Raw genomic sequence first — 24,170 nt, 5'->3', positions numbered from 1 at the left:
GCGCCGGGACACGGGGCGTCAGACGCCCGCGCCCAGCACGGAGTTGATCTGCTGCGCGTCGCCGCACACGATCAGGAGCGCACCGGCCCGCGCGAGCGCGACCGGCAGAGCGCCGGCAGCGGCATCGAGCGGTCCGCCGTTGGCCGCGAACACCACGACGGGACGGCCGGCGGCACGCTGGACCTGCGCCGCGTCCGCGTAGAAGACGTCGTCCCGGGCGTCGTGCTGAGCCCAGTAGGACTCCTCGCCGAAGGACAGCTCGTGCGCGGCCCACGGGTGCGGGTCGCCGGTGGTCAGAACCAGGATGTCGCCGGGCGCGCGCCCGGTGTCGAGCAGCAGGTCAACGGCCTCCTCGGCCGCGTCCAGCGCGCCCTCAGCGGAGGCAGGGATCAGCTGGACCTGCGGCACCGACGCCGAGACGGACGGAGTGGTGGGGGCAGCGGGAGCTGCGGGAACGGGTCCGGGGGCGGCGGCCTGCGGCGCGCGCTGCGCGGGCGGGGCGGGCCGGGCGGGACCGGGGCGTCCGGGCCGGGGTACGGCGGCGGGACGCGGACCAGGTACGGGGCGGGGGGTCTGCGCGGTGCGGCTCGCGGCCGGCGTGACGCGGGGACCCTGGGCACTCTCGTGAATCTGAGGCTCCTCGATGGCGGGGGTGAGAGGCATGAGTTGATGTCTATCAAACACCGGTACGAAACGTACCGGTGGGTGGCACGTGCGTGCGATCAGAAATCGAAGCCGAGTTGGCCTCCGTTTTCCAGCTCCATCGCTTCCTCGCTGCGCCGCACCTTCTTCAAGTGCCGCCATTGCGGCAGCGCGTCGAGGTACGACCACGAGAGCCGGTGGTACGGGGTGGGCCCCAGTTGCTCCAGAGCGGCCCGGTGCACGGGCGAGGGGTATCCGGCATTGGCGGCGAACGCGAAGTCCTCGATCCCGCCGCCCTGTTCGCCTATGTCCGCCATCATCCGGTCGCGCCGGACCTTGGCGATCACCGAGGCGGCGGCGACGGCGACGCAGGACTGGTCGCCCTTGATCACCGTGCGGACCCGCCAGGATCCCCCGAGGTAGTCGTGCTTGCCGTCGAGGATCACCGCGTCGGGCCGCACCGGAAGCGCCTCCAGGGCGCGCACCGCCGCGAGGCGCAGGGCGGCCGTCATGCCCAGCTCGTCGATCTCCTCCGGGGAGGCGTGCCCCAGGGCGTGCGCCGTGACCCAGTCCTCCAGGACGTCGAGGAGCGCATCACGCCGCTTCGGGGTGAGCAGTTTGGAGTCGGTGAGTCCTGCGGGCGGCCGGCGCAGACCGGTGATCGCCGCGCACACGGTGACGGGACCGGCCCAGGCCCCTCGTCCGACTTCGTCGACCCCGGCGATGACCTTGGCGCCGGTGGTTGCACGGAGGGAGCGTTCGACGGTGTGGGTGGGTGCTTCGTACGGCATGGCGCCAGCAAGGTTACGCCGCCGCGCGCCGCCTGCACACCCCGGCCCCGGGCAAGCCCGCGAGCGGATCGGCGCCCACATCCCGGGGCCGGGTCAGACGCGGAGCAGCGGCACCATCACGTGATCGATCAATTCAGCGATCTCCGCGTCCCGCCATTCACTGCCGCACATTTTCATGCGATACATCAGCATCGCCGGAATGACGTCGGAGACCAGCGGACTGTCCGCATCCGGCCGGACATCGCCCCGCCTGATTCCGCGCCGGATGAGCTCTTCGATCAGACGGTGAGCGGGCTTGTGCAACCCGTCCCGGATGACCTCGCGGAACCGGTCCGCATCCGTGTGGTCGCATTCGTGAAGAACCGCACGCAGGGCCTGACCGGCCCGGGTGTCCATGGCGCCGCGCATCCGCACACACAGCTCCCGGAGCTCCTCGCGGATCGATCCGGAATCGGGGATCTCACCGATCGGGGGCAGCCGGGTGCGCAGCACCTCGGCCACGAGGTCCGCCTTCGAGCCCCAGCGCCGGTAGAGCGCCGCCTTGCCGGTCTGCGCGCCGGCCGCGACGCCCTCCATGGTGAGCGCGTTCCAGCCGACCGTGCCCAGCTGCTCCAAAGCGGCGTCGAGAATCGCCCGTTCGAGTTCGGGGCCCCGTCTGCGCCCCGGTGACACCTCCGGCGACGCCACCGACGAGCGCGAATCCACCATCACCCACACCTCCGACCCGCACGTGCGTCCCCCGCACGCGTTTTCAGCCTTAGTGAACGCTTGCGTTCACTAAGGCTGGCTCCTACTTTGGTCCTTCAGTGAACGGATGCGTTCACTATTTCACTTTGGGGGGATCCTCAGTGACAAGCTCGCAACTCGCCACGTCCCCGATACCCGGCGCGGCCCTCCGCGAGGGCCGCTCCGGAATGGCACTCCTCGTCATCGCCGCGTGCCAGCTGATGGTCGTCCTCGACGCGACGATCGTGAACATCGCACTCCCGCGCATCCAGACCGCCCTCTCCTTCTCCACCACCGACCTGTCCTGGGTGCTGAGCGCGTACACCCTGACCTTCGGCGGTCTGCTGCTGCTGGGCGGCCGCGCCGGCGACATCCTGGGCCGGCGCCGCGTCTTCATGACCGGCATCCTGCTCTTCACCCTGGCCTCCCTCCTCGGCGGCTTCGCCCAGGAGCCCTGGCAGCTGCTCGCGGCCCGCGCCCTCCAGGGCGTCGGCGGGGCCATCGCCTCGCCGACCTCACTGGCCCTGATCACCACCACCTTCGCCGAAGGGCCCGAGCGGAACCGGGCCTTCGGGGTGTTCGCCGCGGTCTCCGCGGGCGGCGGCGCGATCGGACTACTGACGGGCGGGATGCTGACCGAGTGGCTCGACTGGCGCTGGGTCCTCTTCGTCAACGTGCCGATCGGCGTACTGATCGCGGTCCTCGCCCCCCTCTACATCAGCGAGTCCGAACGTCACCCCGGCCACTTCGACATCGCCGGAGCTCTCACCTCCACCGGCGGCATGGCCTCGCTCGTCTACGGCTTCATCCGCGCCTCCGAAGACGGCTGGCGCGACCCCCTCACCATCGGTTCCTTCGCCGCGGCCCTCGTCCTGCTCGGCCTGTTCGTCGCCGTCGAGGCCAAGGCCCAGGAACCGATCATTCCGCTGCGGATGTTCGCCGACCGCAATCGGGCCGGCACCTACCTGATCATGCTGGGGCTCGCGGCCGCGATGTTCGGCATGTTCTTCTTCATCGTCCAGTTCATACAGAACGTGCTGGGTTTCTCCCCGATCCGGTCCGGACTCGGCTTCCTCCCCGTGACCGCCGCGATCATCACGGCGGCCGGGCTCTCGCAGCGCTTCCTGCCGCGCTTCGGGCCCAAGCCGTTCATGGTCACCGGAGCCGCCCTCACCGGCGCCGGGCTGACCTGGCTGACCTTCATCACCACCGGCAGTTCCTACCTGTCCGGGGTGCTCGGCCCGATGCTGCTGTTCGGCTTCGGCATGGGCCTCAACTTCGTGACCCTCACCCTGACCGCCGTCTCGGGCGTGGCGCCGCAGGAGGCGGGCGCGGCCTCGGGGCTGCTCAACGCCAGCCAGCAGGTCGGTGGTTCGCTGGGGCTGTCCATCCTGGTCACCGTCTTCGGCTCGGCCTCGCGCCACGACGCCGAGCGGCAGGTGCCCGCGTTCATGGCCCGGGCCGACCCGGGTCAGCTGGCCGCGTTCAAGGAGACCGGGCGGCTGCCCGACCCCTGGGGCGACCACGTGCTGACCCAGGGCATCTCCACCGCGTTCATCGCGGCCGTCGCCATGGCGGGCCTCGCCCTGGCCACCGCCGTGCTGATGATCCGGGTGCGCAAGAGCGACCTGGACGCCCTGGGCGGGGTCGCCGCGAAGGCGGGTCCGGCCGCCTGAACGTACGGGGCCGGGTGCGTGGGGAAACGATCCCGCGCACCCGGCCCCGTACGGAAATCCCCCGGAGCTTACGGTTCGACGCGGCTGCCGAACGTACCGAGGCGCGAGCAGTCCTCGTACGAGGCCTTCAGCGGGCGCTCGCGCAGGATCTTCCGGGCCCGGTACTCGCCGAGGCTCATGGCGTACCAGGGCACGTCGCCGGCCTCGGCCAGCTCGTCGTTGATCCCCCGCAGGGCGCACGAGCGCTGCGGCTCGGGCAGCCTGTCTAGGGCGGGGGCGGCGTCCGCCGAAAGGGACTGGAAGTAGGCGAGGTCGATCTTGGCGTCCTGCTGGAAGCGGGTCACGTTCCGCTCGGCGACCATGCCGTCCGGGGACAGCAGCCCGAAGGCCAGTACGGCCGCCGCCGCGCTGCCCGCGACCGCGCGGGGCAGCCAGCGGGCGCCGAACACCCCGGCAGCCATGATCAGTACGAGGACCAGCCCGAGCCACAGCTCCATGGCGGCCACCGACACCCGCAGCCGGGTCAGCCCGTACGCGTCCACGTAGAAGTCCATCCGGCGCAGCGCGGAGGCGACCACGACCAGGGTCAGCGCGCACAGGGTGCCGAGGACGGCGCGTACGAAGCGGCGGTCTCCGGCTCCGCCGCGCGGTGCCCAGCGCAGGGCGAGCGCGATCACGACGAGGGTGAGCAGGGTGGCCCAGAGGAGCTGCCAGAAGCCCTGCTGGGCGTACTCGGCGTAGCTCCGGTGGCCGGTGCTCTTGAGGACCTTGTCGTAGCCGCCGAACAGGACGGCCAGCTGCACGGCGTTGAATCCGGCGAACAGCAGGTTGAGGACGACCAGCGGAAGCGCCCATTCGAGGCGGGAGCGCGCCCTGCCGGGGGCGATCCGGAGCCGGTCCCAGCGCAGCGGGGCCGCCGTGGTGCGGGCGGCGGCGAGCGCGAGGACGGCGCCGAGGACGAACAGCAGGATCCGGACCGGCCCGTCGCCGACGGAGACCTCGGGCGTCAGATCGCCGAGCAGGTCGGCGAACGCGGCGTCGGCGGAGGCGAACAGGGTGCCGAAGACCACGAGCAGGCCGAGGGCCACGGCGGCCGCCTTGGCGACGGGCAGCCAGCGGTCCCGGCTGAGCCCGCCGCTGCGGGAGCGCAGGCCGGTCCAGGCCCAGCCGACGCCGTTGACGGCGGAGTCGACGAAGCCGAACGGGCTGAACAGCACGCCGGGCCAGGTCCGGACGCCGTGCAGGGCGAGCGAGGCGAGGGAGACGGCGGAGAGGATCGCCAGCGTGGCGGGCCAGGCGGAGTCGCGCAGCGCCGGCACGACGAGCAGGGCCACGCAGCCGACGGCCCACACCACGGTCCACGGGCGGGCCTTGCGGCCGGCGGCGCGGGCGGCGAAGTAGGCGGCGGCGATCGCGGGCAGTACGGCGACCAGCAGGCCGGGGCCCATACCGTCGCCCAGCAACAGGGCGGCGGCGAGGCCGGCGAGCACAGCGGCGATGAGCGTGGCGGTCCGGATCGGGGCCGCCTCGACGGGGCGGATCCGTACCGCCCAGGCCGCGGGCGCGGCGGCCCGGGCGCGCTGCTGCTGGATCAGCGCCTGCCGGGCTTGCCACGCGGAGGCGTCGAAGCCGCCCGCAGGGCCACCCCCGACCGGCCCGCCAGAACCGGCACCGGCACCGGCCGGACCTGCGGAAGCAGCGGCCCCGGCGTGCGCGCCCCCGGCCGCCGCAGCGGTCACCGGCGTTGCGGTCGCGCCGCCGCCGGCCCCCGCCGCAACCCCCGCCCCGGACCCGGCCGGTGCCGCCGAGCCCGGCTTCGCCGGTTCGGCCGCGGCCCCCTGAGCCCCAGATCCCTGGGCCGCAAACCCCTGGGCCGCAGGCCCTTGAGCCCCAGCCCCCCGAGCCGCAGACCCCTGAACGGCAGCCCCTCCGGCCACAGCCCCCTCGGCCGCCCCGGAGTCCACCTCATCGGCGTTCTCTGACATCGGGTTCCCCTCCCCTGTCGGCCGCCCCACTGGTTCCACTGGAGGCGGCGAAGCGGACAGGGTAGGCCTGTGACGTGCGGCTTTGGCCAGCCGCACGGGACCCCTGTGGCAGGACCGTGACAAACCAGAGCCGGGTACGGCGCCCCGGCCCGGGCGTGGCGTCAGCGCCGAGGTGTCAGCGCCGCGCGGACTCCGGCAGCCAGGCCGGCAGCGTCTCGGTGCGGGCCAGCCAGGCCTCCGGCAGCACCGCCTCCCCGCGCGCCCCCAGCACCCCGCCGACGATGGCGCAGGTCGTGTCGACGTCCCCGCCCACCTGCGCGGTCGTCCAGAACGCCCGCTCGTAGTCGTCGAGCGAGCGCGCCGCCGACCACAGGGCGAACGGCACGGTGTCGTGGGCGCTGGTGCGGCGCCCACAGCCCAGGACCGCCGCGACCGTCGTCGCGTCGCCGTAGTCCAGCATGTCCCGCGCCCGCCGCAGCCCGGCGCCCACCGCGCTGCGCGGCACCAGGGCGATGACCCCGTCCAGCAGGTCGGCGGCGGCCGGCGGGCCCTCCGGGTTCGCCGCCAGCGCGGCCGCGGCGGCGACGGCCATCGCCCCGCACACCGCCTCGCGGTGCTGGTGCGTGGTGTAGGCGGAGATCTCCGCCTGGTGGGTCGCCTGCTCGGGGTCATCGGCGTACCAGGCGCCGAGCGGCGCGATCCGCATGGCGGCGCCGTTGCCCCACGAGCCCTGCCCGTTGAAGAGTTCGGCCGCCAGCGTGCGCCAGTCCGCGCCCTCGCGGACCAGGCGGAGCATGCGGTTCACGGCAGGGCCGTAGCCGCGGTCGAAGTCGTGGTGGTGGGCGAAGGAGAGCGCGAGGGCGTCCTGGTCGACGCGGCCGTGTTCGGCGAGGACGGCCACGACCGAGCAGGCCATCTCGGTGTCGTCGGTCCACTGCCAGGTGTCGTTGCCCGCCGGCACCTCGCGGCGCTTGAGCAGGGGGTAGTTGACGGGGACGAAGTACTGGGAGCCCAGGGCGTCACCCAGAGCCAGCCCTCGGAGGCTGGCCATGGCGCGTGCGTAGCGCCTTTCGGAAGAGGAGTCAGAGGTCATCCCGCGTCACTCTAGCCGTCCAGGTCATAAGGCTCGGGTGTGGTCCAGCGCTCAAACGGGCGGTCCATCCGGTACCGGCCGTCCGGCCCCCGCAGCAGCACCCGGTACTCGCCGTTCCCCGGGTTGGACAATGCCTCGAACTCGGCCACCGACCAGTGGAACCAGCGCATGCAGAACAGCCGCATCGTCAGCCCGTGCGTCACCAGCAGCACGTTCTCCGGGTGGTCCGGTGCCTCGAAACTGCGGTAGAGGCTCTCCAGGAAGGAACCGACCCGGTCGTACACGTCCGCTCCCGACTCACCCTGCGCGAACCGGTAGAAGAAGTGGCCGTAGGCGTCGCGGTAGGCCTTCTGGAGCCGGACGTCGTCGCGGTCCTGCCAGTTTCCCCAGTCCTGTTCGCGCAGCCTGGGCTCCTCGCGCGCCCGGACGCGCACCGGGTCCAGGCGCAGTTCCCGGAAGGTCTGCAGGGTCCGGCGGTAGGGGGAGAGGTACGCGCTGATGGTCTCGTCGCCGAACAGCTCGCGCAGCCGTACGCCGGTCTCGGCGGCCTGCGCGCGCCCGGCCGGGGTCAGGCGCAGGGCGTGGTCGGGCTCCCGCTCGTACACCGTGTCATCGAGGTTGCCCTCCGATTCCCCGTGTCGGACGAGGACGATGCGCCGTGGTCGTGCCATTCCCCGACCCTATGCGGCACCCGGTGGAGCGAACACCCGGGCACGCCGGTCGGGCCGGCTCGGCGCCTACCGTCGTACGGTCATACCGTCCAGGACGGTTCGAGGTCGACGACGTCACCCGTGAGGGCCTCCACGTCGGCTTCGGTCTGGGCGCGCAGCGAGAGGCGTTCGACCCGCTCCGGACGGTACTTGCCGTGCTCGGCGGCCGCGCGCCACATCGACAGGACGAGGAACTCCCGGCCGGGGGCCTCCCCGAAGAGGCCGCGGATCATGCCGGGCGAGCCCGCCATGGCCGGGTTCCACACCTTCTCCTGCATGTGGGCGAAGTGGTCCACGCGCCCCTCCCGTACCCGGGTGTGTGCGACGCGCACCACGTCGGCGTCGGTGAAGCGCGGCTCGAAGCCCGTCTTCACGTCGAAGCGGTGATCAAAGAGGGTGACCCGCATCGCGGTGTAGGTGCCGTTCTGGGAAGCGGCCAGCCGGTCGTGCGAGCGCGCCATGAAGGAGTCGTAGAAGGAACGGCTCTCCCAGAACGTGAAGACATGCGCCACCCCCTGTCGCCCTCGGCTCCAGCCACCGCCCTGCCCCCGGAATCCCGGCTCGCCGGGAAGCCCCGCCCATTTGCGCTGCCCGCGCTCGAAGCCGCGTCGGTCCGTCACCGTGCAGCGAATCCACTTGACCAGCACCGCGCCATCGTACGGGCCCGACGCTGCCCCGGTCAGTCCTCGGCGCGGTTGATCAGGACCAGTTCCGCCGCATCCCGCTCGGACAGCCGAAGCCCGAACTCCCGGGCGAGCAGTGGCACCAGTTCGCCGGGCTCCACCGGCTGCCGTTCCGTGCGCCCGTCGGGGTACAGGCGGGTGAGTTCCCGCCCGACGAGGGCCAGCCGGACGGCGTCGCCCGGGAGCTGGACGATGACCTGCCCGATGAAGGCGGAGCGGGGGTGCGAGGAGCTGTAGTGGTTCAGCACCACGTAGTCGACGGGGTGGTAGTGCTGCGGGGAGAACGCGTACAGCTCGCGCCAGGTTCCCTCGCGCCGCAGGCACAGCGCGAGGACACCGCCGTCCTCCTCGCGGACGGTGTACGTCCATGCCCCCTGCCGGATTTCGGCCCCGGGGCGCGCCAGCGGGACGGGCTCGCGCGGCCCCAGATATCCGAACCCGGCATCGCACAGCCAGGGTTCACCGTCGACGGTGACGACGAGGACGGCGTGCGTCACCGCCAGCAGGGTGTCCCCTCGGGTGCGGTTGCGGGCACCGCGCCCGGAGACCTCGAAGCCGATCCGCTCCAGGGCGGCGGCCAGCAGCGAGTTCTGCTCGTAGCAGTAGCCGCCGCGACGGCCCTGCACGATCTTGTCCTGAAGGGCCTCGATGTCCAGAGCGACGGGGCGGCCGAGCAGGACGTCCAGGCTCTCGAAGGTGATGGCGGCGGTGTGCGCCCGGTGCACCGCGTACAACGTCGCGAGGTCCGCCTTGAGTTCCCCGTCGTCCCCGACGGGTCCGTCGTACCCGATCCGCGCCAGATAGGCGTCCAGATCCAGCTCGTCACCGCTCCACATGTCTCCCCCGCTCCCGCTCACACGACCGCGGGTGCTCAAGCGTCCCGCTGCCCACCATGATCGGCTCGAAGACCTCCCTCTCCAACCGGCTTTCCCGCCCACCCTGTGCCCCGCCCGGCGGGCCCCAGGCCGGCCGGCGCCCCCTCCATCAGCCGGCGCTCCACCCCGGGACCGTCGGCAGCACCTGCTCGGCGACGCGGAGCAGCGCCATGTCATCGGGCAGCGTGCCGTCCTCACGCCAGACGACCACGTCGAAGGAGGTCCCGCCGCCGCCCTTCGCGTCGGCGGCGACCATGACGTGGCGGGCGATGCCGCCGGGCCCGCTGCCGGTCTTGCCGTTGCCGAAGTCAAAGGTGATGGCGATGGTCGGGTACGAGTAGACGACGGCCGGGTGCCCCAGGACCGTCTGCTGTTGGGCGGTCACGCCCAGGACCTCGACCGCCTGGTCGACCGGGAGGTCGTCGTAGGACGCCGAAACCTGCACGGTGTGGGTCTTCAGCTGGACCTTCGCCTCGGATGCGGCGATCTTGACGCCGCTGCCGAAGGTGATCCACCTCCCGTTGCCCGTGGCGTTCAGCGGCTGCTCCGCGGGCGTTCCGAGGAGCGCCGGCAGGTCGGGGCGGTTCAGGGCCGCGCACAGCTTCGCCCCGGAGGCGTATTCCGCGGGCAGCTCGTCCTTCGTGGTCGAGCAGACGGCCGGTTTGACGTCCTCGGGCGAGTGCCCCAGCTCGAAGAATTCCCCCAGCCCCCACGCGCCCCCCAGGACGCCCCCGACCGCCACCACCGCCGCGACCGCCTGGGCCCCCACGTTCATTTCCTTCTTGGATCCGGCGAAACCGTCTGCCACGTCCCCCACCCCTGCCGTTCTCGTCGCAGGTGAGCGTGCCGGAGCCGTCCCCGCAGGCACAAGGCCTTTTGCCCGGCGGCGGTGACCCGGGCAGACGCCGGAGCGGGGACCGGCCCGTGGCCGGTCCCCGCTCCGTCAGTCACTCAGTCGCTCAGCTGCAGCCGCTGGTGGAGCCGCAGCCCTCGCAGATGTAGCAGGAGCCGGCGCGCTGCATCTTCGTACCGCAGGAGAAGCAGAGCGGGGCGTCGGCGGAGACGCCGAGCTGCATCTCGACCAGTTCGGCGCTGGAGTGCGCCGTCTTCGGGGCCGGGACCTCGATGACCGCCATGGGCTTCGGGGCCGGGACCGCGGTCAGCGGAGCCGACTGGCTCAGGGACTCCGTGTCGATCTCCTCGTCCAGCGGCTCGTACGACCCGGTGTCGAGGTGACGCTGACGCTCGTCGGCGGTGTGGATGCCGAGCGCCGAGCGGGTCTCGAAGGGCAGGAAGTCCAGCGCCAGGCGACGGAAGATGTAGTCGACGATCGACTGCGCCATCCGCACGTCCGGGTCGTCCGTCATGCCGGCCGGCTCGAAGCGCATGTTCGTGAACTTCGAGACGTAGGTCTCCAGCGGCACGCCGTACTGCAGACCGACCGAGACGGCGATCGAGAAGGCGTCCATCATGCCCGCGAGGGTGGAACCCTGCTTGGACATCTTCAGGAAGACCTCGCCGAGACCGTCGTCCGGGTAGGAGTTGGCGGTCATGTAGCCCTCGGCGCCACCCACGGTGAAGGAGGTGGTGATGCCCGGGCGGCCCTTGGGGAGGCGCTTGCGGACGGGACGGTACTCGATGACCTTCTCGACGGCGGCGCGGATGGTCTCCTCCGTCTTGGCGGTGACCTCCTCCTTCTCCTCTTCCTTCTTCTTGGCGGAGAGGGGCTGGCCGACCTTGCAGTTGTCGCGGTAGATCGCGAGCGCCTTGACGCCCATCTTCCACGCCTCGAAGTAGATCTCCTCGATCTCCTCGACGGTCGCCGTCTCCGGCATGTTGACCGTCTTCGAGATCGCGCCCGAGATCCAGGGCTGGATCGCGGCCATCATGCGGACGTGGCCCATCGCGGAAATGGAACGCTCGCCCATGGCGCAGTCGAAGACCTCGTAGTGCTCGGTCTTCAGGCCCGGGGCGTCGACCACGACGCCGTGCTCGGCGATGTGGGTGACGATCGCCTCGATCTGCTCCTCCTGGTAACCCAGGCGGCGCAGGGCCTGCGGGACGGTGCCGTTGACGATCTGCATCGAGCCGCCGCCGACGAGCTTCTTGAACTTGACCAGGGCCAGGTCCGGCTCGACACCCGTGGTGTCGCAGGACATCGCGAGACCGATGGTGCCGGTCGGCGCGAGGACGGAGGCCTGGGAGTTGCGGAAGCCGTTCTTCTCGCCGAGGCGCAGGACGTCCTGCCAGGCCTCGGTGGCAGCGGCCCAGATGGTGTTGTCCAGGTCCTGGGTGCGCGGCGCGGTGGCGTTGGCGTCGGCGTGCTGCTTCATGACGCGCTTGTGGGCGTCGGCGTTGCGGGCGTAGCCGTCGTACGGGCCGACGATGGCGGCCAGCTCGGCGGAGCGCTTGTACGCGGTACCGGTCATCAGCGAGGTGATCGACGCGGCGAGGGTGCGGCCGCCGTCAGAGTCGTACGCGTGACCGGTGGCCATCAGCAGGGCGCCGAGGTTGGCGTAGCCGATGCCCAGCTGACGGAAGGCGCGGGTGTTCTCGCCGATCTTCTGCGTCGGGAAGTCCGCGAAGCAGATGGAGATGTCCATCGCGGTGATGACGAGCTCGACGACCTTGGCGAAGCGCTCGGCGTCGAAGGACTGGTTGCCCTTGCCGTCGTCGTTCAGGAACTTCATCAGGTTCAGCGAGGCGAGGTTGCAGGACGTGTTGTCCAGGTGCATGTACTCGCTGCAGGGGTTGGACGCGGTGATGCGGCCGGACTCCGGGCAGGTGTGCCAGTTGTTGATCACACCGTCGTACTGGATGCCCGGGTCCGCGCAGGCCCACGCCGCCTCGGCGAGCTTGCGGAAGAGCGCCTTGGCGTCGACCTTCTCGATGACCTCGCCGGTCATGCGGGAACGCAGGCCGAACTCGGTGCCGTTCTCGACGGCCGTCATGAACTCGTCGTTCACACGGACGGAGTTGTTGGCGTTCTGGTACTGGACGGACGTGATGTCGTCGCCGCCCAGGTCCATGTCGAAGCCCGCGTCGCGCAGGGCGCGGATCTTCTCCTCTTCCTTCACCTTGGTCTCGATGAAGGCCTCGACGTCCGGGTGGTCCACGTCCAGGACGACCATCTTGGCCGCGCGGCGGGTGGCGCCGCCCGACTTGATCGTTCCGGCGGAGGCGTCGGCGCCGCGCATGAAGGAGACCGGGCCGGAGGCGTTGCCGCCGGAGGAGAGGAGCTCCTTGGAGGAACGGATGCGGGAGAGGTTCAGGCCGGCGCCGGAGCCGCCCTTGAAGATCATGCCCTCTTCCTTGTACCAGTCGAGGATCGACTCCATGGAGTCGTCGACGGACAGGATGAAGCAGGCGGAGACCTGCTGCGGCTGGGGCGTGCCGACGTTGAACCACACCGGCGAGTTGAAGCTGAAGATCTGGTGCAGGAGCGCGTACGTCAGCTCGTGCTCGAAGATCTCCACGTCGGCGGGCGAGGCGAAGTAGTCGAAGTCCTCGCCGGCCTTCGTGTAGGTCTTCACGATCCGGTCGATCAGCTGCTTCAGACCGGTCTCACGCTGCGGGGTGCCGACCGCGCCGCGGAAGTACTTGCTGGTGACGATGTTGACCGCGTTCACCGACCAGAAGTCGGGGAACTCGACGCCACGCTGCTCGAAGTTGACCGAGCCGTCGCGCCAGTTGGTCATGACGACGTCACGGCGCTCCCAGCTCACCTCGTCGTAAGGGTGCACGCCCGGGGTGGTGTGGATGCGCTCGATACGCAGGCCGCCCTTGGCAGCCTTGGTCCCCTTGGCGCGGGAACCTCGTGCCGAGCCGCTCGCCGTCTCTGTCATGCCGCCTCCCATATGCGGGCAAAAACGCCCTAAAGTGCCAGCGTTATTCCGAGGCACGGTGCTGTGTCTTGTATCTACGTCTCTTCGCCTGGCCGAGCAGACGGACCGCGCTGCGCTGCGGCCGTCCGATCAGTCGGCGGCGGAGGCGGGCACGGGGACCTGGGCGGCCCCACCCTGCTCGCACTCATCGGGGTGAGACCGCGGCACACGGAGTTCCGCGATGGCGGTCTCGAAGTCTTCAAGGGTGTCGAACGCTTTGTACACGGATGCGAAGCGCAGGTAGGCGACGAGATCGAGCTCCTGCAAGGGGCCGAGTATGGCCAGACCCACGTCATGGGTGGTCAGCTCGGCACTCCCGGTGGCGCGCACCGCCTCCTCGACCCGCTGGCCGAGTTTGGCGAGGGCGTCCTCGGTGACCGGCCGTCCCTGGCACGCCTTGCGGACGCCAGAGATGACCTTGGTGCGGCTAAAGGGTTCGGTGACCCCACTGCGCTTGATCACCATCAGCGAGGCCGTCTCCACCGTCGTGAAACGACGGGAGCAGTCGGGGCACTGACGGCGCCGACGAATCGACGTGCCGTCGTCCGTGGTGCGGCTGTCGACGACACGGCTGTCGGGGTGCCTGCAGAAGGGGCAGTGCATGGTTCCCTCACCCTCCCTCTTGGCACGACTGAATCACCCCACGGCGTCCCTGAGCGGTAGAGAGGAGACTCTGCCGGGGACCCGTGAAGCAGCCACAAGCATATGCGATGTCACGGCCCTCGATTGACCGAGGAACCACAACCTCTGGGTGGCAGCGCCCATCCAACCACTAGATCTTGGGTTGTGGTGGATTCTGGCGCACCGCGTGTCGCGGCGCCCGACGGCCGGATTCCTGGCTCGCCGGTGCCACACTGGCCACTGCCGGCACGGCGGCGGCCCGACGCGGAAGGGTACCGTAAGCAGCAGAGCCGGGTCCGAACCCGCGTTCGGCGGACCGATTGTCCATACACCTCACGCTGTGACCACGACGAGCGATCTGCGATTTTTCACTCGAACGTGTGTTTGGCGCAACCTTTCGAAAGCAACTACCGTTGTCCAGCTAGGGAGAACATTTCGAGAGGGGCCGACGTGACCACCACCGCAGACAGTGCCGCCACCATCACTGCCCAGAACCGCTCCCAGAGCCGACTTGAGCCGGTGCATGCCATGAACGACGCAAGCCTGAACCCGGAGGCGGAGCCCGTACGCCCCGCCCGCTCGCTGCCAGGTCGCCCTCCAGGCATCCGCGCCGACAGCTCGGGACTCACGGACCGGCAGCGGAGGGTCATCGAGGTCATTCGGGACTCCGTGCAGCGGCGGGGTTACCCGCCGTCGATGCGGGAGATCGGCCAGGCGGTCGGCCTGTCGAGCACGTCGTCGGTCGCGCACCAGCTGATGGCCCTGGAGCGCAAGGGCTTCCTGCGCCGCGACCCGCACCGCCCCCGGGCGTACGAGGTGCGCGGCTCCGACCAGCCGAGCTCGCAGCCCACGGACACCACGGGCAAGCCCGCCGCCTCCTACGTTCCCCTGGTCGGCCGGATCGCGGCCGGCGGCCCGATCCTCGCCGAGGAGTCGGTGGAGGACGTGTTCCCGCTCCCCCGCCAGCTCGTCGGTGACGGTGAGCTCTTCGTCCTCAAGGTCGTCGGCGACTCGATGATCGAGGCGGCCATCTGTGACGGCGACTGGGTCACGGTCCGCCGCCAGCCCGTCGCGGAGAACGGCGACATCGTCGCCGCGATGCTGGACGGCGAGGCCACCGTCAAGCGCTTCAAGCGCGAGGACGGCCATGTCTGGCTCCTCCCGCACAACGCCGCGTACCAGCCGATCCCCGGCGACGAGGCGACCATCCTCGGCAAGGTCGTCGCGGTACTGCGCCGGGTCTGAGAGCCCGCGCCCCCATCCAGCTCCGGGACCTACTGCGCCGGTCCCGGAGCTGTCGTCTTTTTGCGGCTGGGCTACTTGCCCTCGGCCTGGGCGCCGGCGTCGATGGCGGCCAGTGAGCGACGGGCCTGGTTACGGTCCGTGGTGTACCAGAAGTCCGGCAGCGTGGCCCGTAGGAAGCTCCCGTACCGGGCCGTGGCCAGCCGGGGGTCCAGCACGGCCACGACACCCCGGTCGCCGGAGGCCCGTACCAGCCGGCCCGCGCCCTGCGCCATCAGCAGCGCCGCATGGGTGGCCGCGACGGCCATGAAGCCGTTGCCGCCGTGCTCCTCGACCGACTTCTGCCGGGCGCTCATCAGCGGGTCGTCCGGGCGCGGGAACGGGATCCGGTCCATGACCACCAGCTGGCAGCTCGGGCCGGGCACGTCCACGCCCTGCCAGAGCGAGAGCGTGCCGAACAGGCAGGTCTTCGGATCCGCGGCGAAGGCCTTGATCAGCTCGCCCAGCGTCTCCTCACCCTGGAGCAGGATCGGGTTGTCGAGCCGGCCGCGCAGTTCCTCGGCGGCCGCCTTGGCGCCGCGCATGGAAGAGAAGAGTCCGAGAGTACGGCCGCCGGCCGCCTCGATCAGCTCGGCGAGCTCGTCCATCATGTCGCCGCGGGTGCCCTCGCGGCCCGGCGTGGCCAGGTGCTTGGCGACGTACAGGATGCCCTGCTTCGGGTAGTCGAACGGGGAGCCGACGTCCAGGCCCTTCCAGACCGGGACGTCATCCCCCTCGACACCCTCGGGGGACAGGCCCAGCGAGGCCGCGACACCGTTGAAGTCGCCGCCCAGCTTGAGGGTGGCGGAGGTGAGGACCACCGAGCGGTCCTCGAACAGCTTCTCCCTGAGCAGCCCGGACACGGACAGCGGGGCGACCCGGAGGGTGGCGCCGAACCGGTCGTGGCGCTCGTACCAGACGACGTCGTACTCGGAGCCGTTGGTGATCCGCTCGGCCACGGTGTGGATGTTGTCCACGGCGGCGAGCGCCTGCTTGCGGACGGCGTCCTCGTCGTGGACGGACTTGTCGCGGGTGGAGCCGATCGCCGAGATGACATTGCGCGCGGCGTCCCGCAGGGCCATCAGCGCGTAGCCGAGGTCCTCCGGGATCTCCTCCAGCCGGCCCGGGAGCGCCAGCTCCATGACCCGCTCGAAGGACTCGGAGGCGGTCTGCAGGGAGTCCGCGCTCTTCTCGTCGACCAGCTTGGCCGCCCGCTTGACGGCACGGTTGACCTGGCCGGGGGTGAGCTCACCGGTGGCGACCCCGGTCACCCGGGAGACCAGCTCGTGCGCCTCGTCCACGATCAGCACCTCGTGCTGCGGGAGCACGGGGGCGCCCTCGATGGCGTCGATGGCGAGCAGCGCGTGGTTGGTGACGACGACATCGGCGAGCTTGGCCCGCTCGCGGGCGGCCTCGGCGAAGCACTCGGCCCCGTACGCGCACTTCGTGGCGCCCAGGCATTCCCGGGAGGAGACCGAGATCTGCGCCCAGGCCTTGTCCGAGACGCCCGGGGTCAGGTCGTCCCGGTCGCCGGTCTCGGTCTCGTCCGCCCAGTCGCGCAGGCGCAGCAGGTCCTTGCCGAGCTTGCTGGTGGGGGTGGCCGCCTCGAACTGGTCGAAGAGGCCTTCCTCCTCGTCCTGCGGGGCTCCCTCGTGCAGCCGGTGGAGGCACAGGTAGTTGGAGCGGCCCTTGAGCATGGCGAACTGCGGGCGGCGGCGCAGCTGCGGGTGCAGCGCCTCCACCGTGCGCGGCAGGTCGCGCTCGACGAGCTGCCGCTGCAGGGCCAGCGTCGCGGTCGCCACGACCACGCGCTCGCCGTGCGCGAGGGCAGGCACCAGGTAGCCGAGGGACTTGCCGGTGCCGGTGCCGGCCTGGATCAGCCGGTGGGAGTTGTCGTCGATCGCTTCGCCCACGGCTTCGGCCATGGCTACCTGGCCGGGCCGCTCCGTGCCGCCGACGGCGGAGACGGCGGCGTGCAGCAGGTCGGGGAGGGAGGGCTTCGTCATAGCACTGCCAACCCTAAGGGGCCGCACCGACAGCGACCGCATCGACGAGCAATCACGGCTGGTACAGCGGGTTGGGCACGGTGCCGTGGGTGACGGCGTGCGGGCGGTCGGGACGGTCGCGGTAGCCGTCCTCGTGGAGCCGGTTCCGGTTCAGGCAGAGCCGGTCGATCCGCTCGGTGAGCAGGTCGAAGAGCTCGTACCGCTCCTTGAGCTCTGGGAAACGCGCCTGGTGGCGGAGGATCTCGGCCCGTACGAGGGACCAGAACTCGATCTCCGGGACGCCGAGCCGGTCCTCGCACAGGGCGCAGAGGTAGCGGAAGACGCCGATGAACAGCCCGGAGTGGATGAACTGGGTAAGGAAGGCGGGCGGCTCGGTGAGCAGGGCGGCGCGGACCTCGGCGGGCATGGAGGCGTGCTCGGGCAGCGGCTCGCGGCTGATGTTGACGTCGTCGACGAAGTCCTTGACCGCGAGCCGGACCGGCACGTCCTGCTCGTCGAAGATCACGATCGCGTTCTCGCCGTGCGGGGAGAAGACGGTGCCGTAGCGGTAGAGGAAGCGGAGCAGCGGGGGCAGCAGGGCGGCGAAGAGCCGCTGGAGCCAGACGGTGGGGGCGAGTCCGGACCGGGCGACGAGTTCGGCGGTGAAGGAGCGGCCGCGCGGGTCGGTGTGGAGGAGGGAGGCGAGGGTGCGGGCGCGCTCGCCGGGGGCGAGGTGGCCGGTGAGGGGCTCGCGCCAGATCGCCCCGAGGAGCTCCTTGTACTGGTACGGGACCTCGGGCAGCTGCTCGTAGACCGGGTGGCGGACGGTGACGGAGGCGACCTCGCCGAGCAGGACCACCCGGCATTCGTCGCGCAGGAAGGGGTCCGCGTCGCGGAGGGAGTGGATCCAGGAGGTGACGGCGGGGGCGGCGAGGGCGAGGTCGGAGGGCAGGCCGCGCCAGACCATGGTGTTGAAGACGGAGAGCGGCAGTTTGACGCTGTGGCGGTCGGGGCGGGTGAGGTTGAGGAACGTACGGATGGACTGCTGGGGCAGGCGTACGTCGGGATCGGCGGGCAGCGGGACCAGCGCCCCGGAGGCGAGGGCCTGGGCGAACAGCGGCAGCACGACCTCGTCCCACTGCCAGGGGTGGACGGGGAGGTAGAGGTAGCCGCTGGGGTCGAGGCCCCGGTCGCGCAGGGCCTGGTCGAAGGCGGCGCGGGTGACGGGGTCGAGTTCGGCGCGGTAGAGGCGCGCGGGGTCTTCGAGGCCGGCCGTGCCGCGGTACTCGGCGAGCGAGGTGTGCGCGGCGAGCCAGGGCAGGCGCTGGCGGGTGCGGGCCTCGGGGGCCCAGGCGGCGGTGTCGGCGGCGGAGAGACCGATGCGCCCCTTGTTGAGGACGAGCCAGGGGTGCCCGGTCTGGTGGCCTTCGAGCTCGGCGTAGTCGAGGTCGGCGAGGACGTCGGCGGTGAGCGCGGTGTGGGCGATGCGGGCGTCGGCGGTGAGGGTGGCGCTGAGCTCGCGGACGAGGTGGCCGAGGGTCGCGCCGTCGAGGCCGAGGAGGGAGCGGGCGCGGATGAGGAAGGCGTACGGGTCCCCGAAGGCGGTCGGGTGGCCGGCGGGGGTCGGGCTGCCGTAGGAGGGCGGCGCCGGGGTGAGGGTCAGGGTGTCGGGGGTGACCTGCCAGCTGCCGTACGAGCGGCGGCGGGCACGGAAGCCGAGGCTGCTGCCGTCATCGAGGGTGAGGGTCCAGGCGTCACCGGCGGCCGGGGCCGGGGCCGGGACGGGGCTGATGATCCCCTCGTACGCGAACTCGCCGAGCATCTTGGCGAGGAGCGCGCGGCCGGCGAAGGCCCAGGTCACGGGGTTGATTTCGGGCGGCGTGCAAGGGTGCTGGGGTGACGGGGCCACGGTGGTTTCCGTGAAGTCGTGAGCTGCGGGGAAATTCGGCACGGGACTCCTCGGGAGATCGGGAACCTTGCTTCGTCACGCAGAGTTATCAAGTGGAGAGGTATGAGGAAGGACGCGGAGAGCGGCAGGCGGGGAGGCGGGCCGGAGCCGGTGCGGGACTGCGGGGGCGGCACTCAGAGGAGATTGCGCAGCGCCCGTTCCCGGATCATCAGCGCGGCGCGCTTCTCGGGGAGGTCGATCTCCGCGGGACAACGGAAGCCAGAGTTCAGGAAGGCTGTCACGGAGGGGGTGTTGCGGATGTCCGGTTCGGCGATGACGCGGGTGCAGCGCGGCCGGTTGTCGAAGACCAGGTCGGCTACGGCGCGCAGCAGTGCGGTGCCCAGGCCGCGGCCGCGGTTCGTGCCGTCTCCGACGAGCAGGTGGATACCCGTGTCGTGGGGGCGCGCCGGGTAGTGGCGGGACAGCGGGTCGAGGTCGGCCCGGTAGATCTCCCAGTAGCTCATCGGCGTGCCGTCGAGGAGACCGAGGCAGGGGATGCTGCGGCCGTCGCCGTCGAGCTGCGCCCGTAGGTGGGCGGCCGTGACGGCGGCCGGGCCGCCGAGTTCCCAGTAGGCGGCCACCTCGGGGTCGTTCATCCAGCGCGTGAGGAGTTCCAGGTCGCGTTCGAGCCGTACGGGTTCGAGGCGGAAGGCTCCCGCGGCGGTGGTGGCGCTCCCCCAGGCGGCCGGGGAGTCCAGCAGGTCGGCCTCGGCGAGCAGGGGCAGCAGCTGTGCGTTGAGGCGAAGTTCGACGGTTTCGTCGGTGGAGGGCATCGGTGCTCTTCTCCGCGTCGGTGGTGACGCGTCAATCGTGAAGGGGGTTGGCGATGGTGACGTACACGGACTGGGTGTCGACGGGGCCGACCAGCTCGTCGAGGCCGCCCAGGCGGGTGAGCAGGTTCGCCTTGCAGCGCAGGGTGGGCGAGTCCAGCAATTGCGCGGGGAGCGGGCCGAGACCTGCGGCTTTGCCGAGGAAGCGGCGGAAGGCGGCGAGGAGCACGCGCTCGTCGGCGAGCCGCGCGGATCCGAAGGCCCCGATGAGACCGAGCACGTTGTTGACGCCGAGGTAGTACGCGAAGCGTTCGTCGGTGATGGCGTCGGAGACGAAGGTGTCGCTGGCGGCGCCGATGCCGGGGAGCCGGCGCTCCAGTTCCGTGCGGCGGGAGGCGCGGAAGTAGTAGCCCTGGTTGTCTCGGTAGCGGCCGCCGAGGGGCCAGCCGGCGGGGTCGAGGATCACCAGGGTGTTCTGCTGGTGCGCTTCGAGGGCCACACCGGCGAGCGCGTCGAACGCCAGCACCGGCAGGACGACGTGGTCGAGGTAGCGCAGGAACCACTCGGCGGAGACGGCCGAAGTGGAGCGGCCGGTGGCGCCGGCGAGGCGGGAGACGATCTCGGCGAGCCGGGAGCGCATCGTGGTCCGGCCGGGCCACGGGCGGGGGGCGGTGAGCGCGGCGACGCAGAGGGCGTCGTCGCCGGAGCGGAAGGGGTTGTGGCGCAGCAGGACGTCGAGTCCTTGGACGGGGGTGCCGTCCGGGGCGTTGACGGCGACCCAGGCGGGGTCGCGGACGATGTCGAAGCCGGGGTGGGCCGCCTGCCACTGCTCTGCGAGGCCGGTGCGGAGCAGCCGGTGCACCTCGACACCGCGGTGGAGTTCCTTGCGGAGGTTCTCGCGGCGGGAGTTGGTGATGCGCAGGCCCAGGGAGAGCTTGAGCATCGCGGGGGCGCCGGGGCGGTGGACGGTGCGGATGGAGGAGGTGGGGTGCCAGGGCTCGCCGTGCGGGCCGAGGTCGGTGAGGAGTCCCGCGTCGCGCAGGGCGGTGACGGCGGGGCGCCGGAGCAGGTCGCGGGCCTGCCAGGGGTGGAGGGGAAGGGGGGTGGCGCCGTCGGGGAGCGTGAGTCCGGGGGCGAGCCGGCCGAGGAGCTGCGCGGCGGGGACGGGGCGGCCGCGTTCGGTCCAGGCGGAGTCGGTGGCGAGGGCGGCGGGTGCGACCGCCAGCCAGTGGAGGGGGAAGGAGCCGTGGAGTTCGGGTGAGTACGGGCGCACCTCGGCTTCGGAGAGGCCTTCGCGGCTCTTCGGGGTGGGGTGCAGGGGGTGACCGAGAAGGAGCGACTGTTCGGAGGTGAGGAAGAGGTCCCCGGCCACGGGGGCGGGCGGGGAGGGGTGTTCGCGCCGGTCGGCGATGAACTCGGCGGTGCGGTGCACCGAGTCGGAGACCCGGCCGACGAGGTCGGCGCCGCCGCGGCTGGCGGGGTTGCCCTCGCGGGCGATCAGGGCGGCGAGGGTGACGGCGTCCAGGGCGGGGGCGTGGGCGGGCGCGGCCTCGAACCGGGGCGGGGAGAACCGGTGCCAGCCGGACGGGGACCAGTAGCGGACGGCGACGAGCAGGGCGGCGCCGGAGGCGGGGAGGGGGATGCGGAGCAGGGTTCCGACGGGCCCGTCGGGACGCCCGATACCGGTTTCGCGGACCCAGCACCGCAGCAGGTTCTCCACCGCCGCGGCCTCGGCGGCGACGGCCGGGTCGGGGTGGTCCAGGAGGTCGGGCAACGCGGCCGGTTCGGGGCCGAGGGGTCCGGCCCCGCCCACCCGGGCTCTCCCCGTGCCGTCCTTCTGCCGGGGCACACTGGCCGCCGGGTCGCTCCGCGGGGCCGGGGCCGGGCCGGGCGTGCCCGAACCCGGAAGGTCAGCCGCCTCGGAGCCGCCGTACGCGGACGCCCCCGCCTCGGCGGCACCGGGCCAACCTCCCGGCAACCCCGAGGCGGGGAAGCCGGCCGGCCCGAACTGCGGCGCGGGCACGCCGACCGTCCAGTCCTCGGCGTCCCGGGCCGGGGACAGGCTCGACGCCTCCGACCGGCCCGGCATGCCGGGTGCCTCCGGGGCCGCACCCGGGAGCTGCGGCTGCCCGGGGCCCGGGGCGGACTCCGTGATCGGGGACCGTACGCCGCCCTCCCTGCCATGTAGGGAAGCGGCGTCGCCCGGCGCCATGCCCGGGTCCGCGAGCCACGCGGACTCCGGGCCCGGGGTGAAGGAGCCGTCATCCCCAGCAGTCGAGTGTCCGCTCGGGGAGACGAGTGCGATCGGCCCGTGGGCGGCAGCCTCCGCAGCCAGGTGCGCGGGCTCCATGTCCCGGGCAGAAGGGCCGGAGTCACCGTCGGCCGAGCTCGCGCCCGGCGCAGCCTGAGCGACCGGGCCGGGGACTACCGCCCCCGTAGGCGTGCCTGGGTCCATGCCCTGGGCGGACAGGCCCCGGTCCCCGGCGGGCAAGCGCACGCCCAACGAGGACTGGACGGCCGGCTCAGGAGCCGTGGCCGCCGTCGCCATGCCCTCGCCCGTGCCCGAGGCCGCGGTGAGGTGCGGCGGATGCTCAGACGCTTGGGGCTGGGCCGCCCGCTCAGGCGCCGCGGCCGCCGTCTGCATGGCTGGCGCAGCAGCCACGGCCGAGGTCGGGACCGAGTCCGAGATTGGGGCCGGGGTCGAGGTCGCGGCCGGAACCGGGGCCGGAACCGAGGTCGGGGCCGGGGCCGGGGTGGGAGACGGGCAGCTCTCAGCCCCTGGGGGCTGGGCAGGCGTCTCGGGGGCCGCGGCCGCCGTCGGCATGAACGCTGCCGAGGCCGAGGCCGGGGTCGGAGCCGCGGTGAAGTGCGGGGAACGCTCGGGCACGGGGAGTTGGGCGGGCGGCTCGGGGGTCGGGGGTGGGGAGGGGGTGTCGGGCATGGGGGTCCTTCGGGTGCGGGTCAGTGGGGGCGGCGGCCGGCTGCGGGGATGGCGTCGGCGAGGCGGTCGAGGACGGCGGTGGCCTGTTCGTCCGTCACGGTCAGCGGGGGCAGCAGGCGGACGACGCTGGAGTGGCGGCCGCCGAGTTCCACGATCAGGCCGCGGTCCAGGCACTCCCGGCGGACGGCGGACGCGAGGCCGGGGGCGGCGGCGCCGGTGTCGGGGTCGATGAGCTCGACGCCGATCATCAGGCCCCGGCCCCGGACGTCCCCGACGCACGGATGGGCCGGGATCAGCCCGCGCAAGGCCGCGAGCATCCGGTCGCCCAGGGTCGCCGCGCGCTCGGCGAGGCCGTTCTCGCGGACGTACGCCAGCGTCGCGGTGCCCGCCGCCATGGCCAGCTGGTTGCCGCGGAAGGTGCCGGCGTGGGCACCGGGCGCCCAGACGTCCAGCTCCGCCCGGTACACGATCACCGCCAGCGGCAGGCTGCCGCCGATCGCCTTGGACAGGACCATCACATCGGGCACCACCCCGGCGTGGTCGACGCCCCAGAAGGCGCCGGTGCGGCCGACCCCCGTCTGCACCTCGTCCGCGATCAGCGGGATCCCCCGCGCCGCGGTGATCTCCCGCATCCGTCGCAGCCACGCGTCCGGGGAGGGGATGACCCCGCCCTCGCCCTGCACGGGCTCGACGATCATCGCGGCGGGCGACGGCACTCCGCTCTTGGGGTCGTCCAGCAGGCTCTCCGTCCACCGGGCCGCGAGCCGCGCGCCCTCGGCCCCGCCGACCCCGAAGGGGCAGCGGTAGTCCTGCGGGTACGGAAGCCGCGTCACCCGTACCTCGGGAGCGCCCCCGGAGGCGTCCAGCGCCCCGGCGGTCATGCCGTGGTAGGCCCCGGTGAAGGCGAGCAGCCCGGAGCGCCCGGTGGCGGTGCGCACGAGTTTCAGCGCGGCCTCGACGGCATCGGTCCCGGCCGGCCCGCAGAACTGGATGCGGGCGTCGGCGGCCAGCCCGGCCGGCAGGTTCGCGAACAGCTCGCTGGTGAAGGCGTCCTTGACCGGGGTCGCGAGGTCCAGCACGTGCAGCGGGGCTCCGGAGTCGAGCACGCCCCGGATCGCTTCGAGCACCACCGGGTGGTTGTGCCCCAGCGCGAGGGTTCCGGCGCCCGAGAGGCAGTCCAGGTAGCGGCGCCCGTCGGCGCCCTCGATCGTCAGGCCCCGGGCCCGTACCGGAACGATCGGCAGGGAGCGCGCGTACGTCCGGGCGGCGGATTCCCGCTGCGCCTGCCGGCCCAGGATCCCTTCCGCGGCGGCCGCGGAGCCCCTGCTCCCCTGTGTCACAACGGTCGCCGCGGCTGCGGCCTGTTCGGTCAGAGCCACGAGTGTCGGACCTCCCGCACGGAATTCGCTGCCGGCTTCTCTTCCGGATTGCGCCTCGAACATGAACGCTGCCGCCCTTTCCCCCGTATGTAGCAACGACGGGGAAGGCAACGGATCACGGGTGGGCCCAAGATCCTTGCTCTCCGTGTCGGCACCGGACACCCGTCCGGCAGGAACCGC

18 protein-coding genes are annotated in these 24,170 nt (G+C 72.0%); 2 read left to right on the top strand and 16 right to left on the bottom strand.

Translation table 11 applies throughout. The features are described from left to right. Window positions 1-18: 18 nt before the first annotated feature. From IE248_RS05865 to IE248_RS05855, 3 genes are all read right to left on the bottom strand, one after another. Complete coding sequence (locus IE248_RS05865) at window positions 19-663, bottom strand: hypothetical protein (protein ID WP_037798264.1); 645 nt, start codon at window positions 661-663, stop codon at window positions 19-21. Between the two features lie 59 nt (window positions 664-722). Further along, window positions 723-1,433 carry a ribonuclease HII gene (gene rnhB / locus IE248_RS05860; RefSeq protein WP_037798261.1) on the bottom strand — a complete coding sequence of 237 codons (711 nt, stop codon included), beginning with the start codon at window positions 1,431-1,433 and terminating at the stop codon, window positions 723-725. A gap of 93 nt (window positions 1,434-1,526) precedes the next feature. After that, the gene (locus IE248_RS05855; RefSeq protein ID WP_100583325.1) at window positions 1,527-2,141 is read right to left on the bottom strand and encodes a TetR/AcrR family transcriptional regulator; all 615 of its coding nucleotides are present in this window, start codon (window positions 2,139-2,141) and stop codon (window positions 1,527-1,529) included. A 140-nt stretch (window positions 2,142-2,281) separates the two neighbouring features. Here IE248_RS05855 and IE248_RS05850 point away from each other — a divergent pair, with 140 nt between their 5' ends. Continuing rightward, window positions 2,282-3,835: an MFS transporter gene (locus tag IE248_RS05850; protein ID WP_373301473.1), complete on the top strand. Its 1,554-nt coding sequence runs from the start codon at window positions 2,282-2,284 to the stop codon at window positions 3,833-3,835. Window positions 3,836-3,903: 68 nt separating this feature from the next. Here IE248_RS05850 and IE248_RS05845 read toward each other — a convergent pair whose 3' ends face one another. The 8 genes from IE248_RS05845 to nrdR all read right to left on the bottom strand — a co-directional run bounded on the left by IE248_RS05845 (window position 3,904) and on the right by nrdR (window position 13,668). Next, a complete protein-coding gene (locus IE248_RS05845) occupies window positions 3,904-5,772 on the bottom strand; it encodes a DUF4153 domain-containing protein (RefSeq protein ID WP_434093860.1) in 1,869 nt (622 codons plus the stop codon). A gap of 223 nt (window positions 5,773-5,995) precedes the next feature. Beyond that, a complete protein-coding gene (locus IE248_RS05840; RefSeq protein WP_037798254.1) occupies window positions 5,996-6,913 on the bottom strand; it encodes an ADP-ribosylglycohydrolase family protein in 918 nt (305 codons plus the stop codon). Between the two features lie 11 nt (window positions 6,914-6,924). After that, a complete protein-coding gene (locus IE248_RS05835) occupies window positions 6,925-7,584 on the bottom strand; it encodes a histidine phosphatase family protein (RefSeq protein WP_037798251.1) in 660 nt (219 codons plus the stop codon). An 80-nt stretch (window positions 7,585-7,664) separates the two neighbouring features. After that, window positions 7,665-8,270: a YdbC family protein gene (locus IE248_RS05830; RefSeq protein WP_073777226.1), complete on the bottom strand. Its 606-nt coding sequence runs from the start codon at window positions 8,268-8,270 to the stop codon at window positions 7,665-7,667. A gap of 32 nt (window positions 8,271-8,302) precedes the next feature. Then, the gene (locus IE248_RS05825; protein WP_190030104.1) at window positions 8,303-9,142 is read right to left on the bottom strand and encodes an arylamine N-acetyltransferase family protein; all 840 of its coding nucleotides are present in this window, start codon (window positions 9,140-9,142) and stop codon (window positions 8,303-8,305) included. Between the two features lie 148 nt (window positions 9,143-9,290). After that, a complete protein-coding gene (locus IE248_RS05820; protein WP_229895145.1) occupies window positions 9,291-9,989 on the bottom strand; it encodes a DUF6215 domain-containing protein in 699 nt (232 codons plus the stop codon). Between the two features lie 151 nt (window positions 9,990-10,140). After that, a complete protein-coding gene (locus tag IE248_RS05815; RefSeq protein WP_073796347.1) occupies window positions 10,141-13,026 on the bottom strand; it encodes a vitamin B12-dependent ribonucleotide reductase in 2,886 nt (961 codons plus the stop codon). Window positions 13,027-13,155: 129 nt separating this feature from the next. Next, window positions 13,156-13,668 carry a transcriptional regulator NrdR gene (gene nrdR / locus IE248_RS05810; RefSeq protein WP_008742949.1) on the bottom strand — a complete coding sequence of 171 codons (513 nt, stop codon included), beginning with the start codon at window positions 13,666-13,668 and terminating at the stop codon, window positions 13,156-13,158. A gap of 468 nt (window positions 13,669-14,136) precedes the next feature. On the opposite strand from nrdR, the gene lexA reads away from it, so the two are divergent. Beyond that, window positions 14,137-14,931 (top strand): transcriptional repressor LexA, encoded by a 795-nt coding sequence (gene lexA / locus IE248_RS05805; RefSeq protein ID WP_008742948.1) that lies wholly within the window; start codon window positions 14,137-14,139, stop codon window positions 14,929-14,931. Window positions 14,932-15,002: 71 nt separating this feature from the next. Here lexA and IE248_RS05800 read toward each other — a convergent pair whose 3' ends face one another. The 5 genes from IE248_RS05800 to IE248_RS05780 form a co-directional block, all read right to left on the bottom strand. Beyond that, window positions 15,003-16,973, bottom strand: coding sequence for an ATP-dependent DNA helicase (locus tag IE248_RS05800; protein ID WP_190030103.1), 1,971 nt, complete (start codon window positions 16,971-16,973; stop codon window positions 15,003-15,005). 52 nt (window positions 16,974-17,025) lie between these two features. Then, complete coding sequence (locus IE248_RS05795) at window positions 17,026-18,903, bottom strand: IucA/IucC family protein (protein WP_190030102.1); 1,878 nt, start codon at window positions 18,901-18,903, stop codon at window positions 17,026-17,028. A gap of 131 nt (window positions 18,904-19,034) precedes the next feature. After that, window positions 19,035-19,673: a GNAT family N-acetyltransferase gene (locus tag IE248_RS05790; RefSeq protein ID WP_100583319.1), complete on the bottom strand. Its 639-nt coding sequence runs from the start codon at window positions 19,671-19,673 to the stop codon at window positions 19,035-19,037. 31 nt (window positions 19,674-19,704) lie between these two features. Next, window positions 19,705-21,759 carry an IucA/IucC family protein gene (locus IE248_RS05785; protein ID WP_190030101.1) on the bottom strand — a complete coding sequence of 685 codons (2,055 nt, stop codon included), beginning with the start codon at window positions 21,757-21,759 and terminating at the stop codon, window positions 19,705-19,707. 872 nt (window positions 21,760-22,631) lie between these two features. After that, window positions 22,632-23,990: a diaminobutyrate--2-oxoglutarate transaminase family protein gene (locus tag IE248_RS05780; protein WP_229895144.1), complete on the bottom strand. Its 1,359-nt coding sequence runs from the start codon at window positions 23,988-23,990 to the stop codon at window positions 22,632-22,634. Window positions 23,991-24,170: the final 180 nt, after the last annotated feature.

The organism is Streptomyces goshikiensis (assembly GCF_014650555.1).
GTDB classification, from domain to species: domain Bacteria; phylum Actinomycetota; class Actinomycetes; order Streptomycetales; family Streptomycetaceae; genus Streptomyces; species Streptomyces goshikiensis.
Note: the sequence above shows the minus strand (reverse complement) of the source record. Positions and strands in the feature narration are given on the sequence as shown.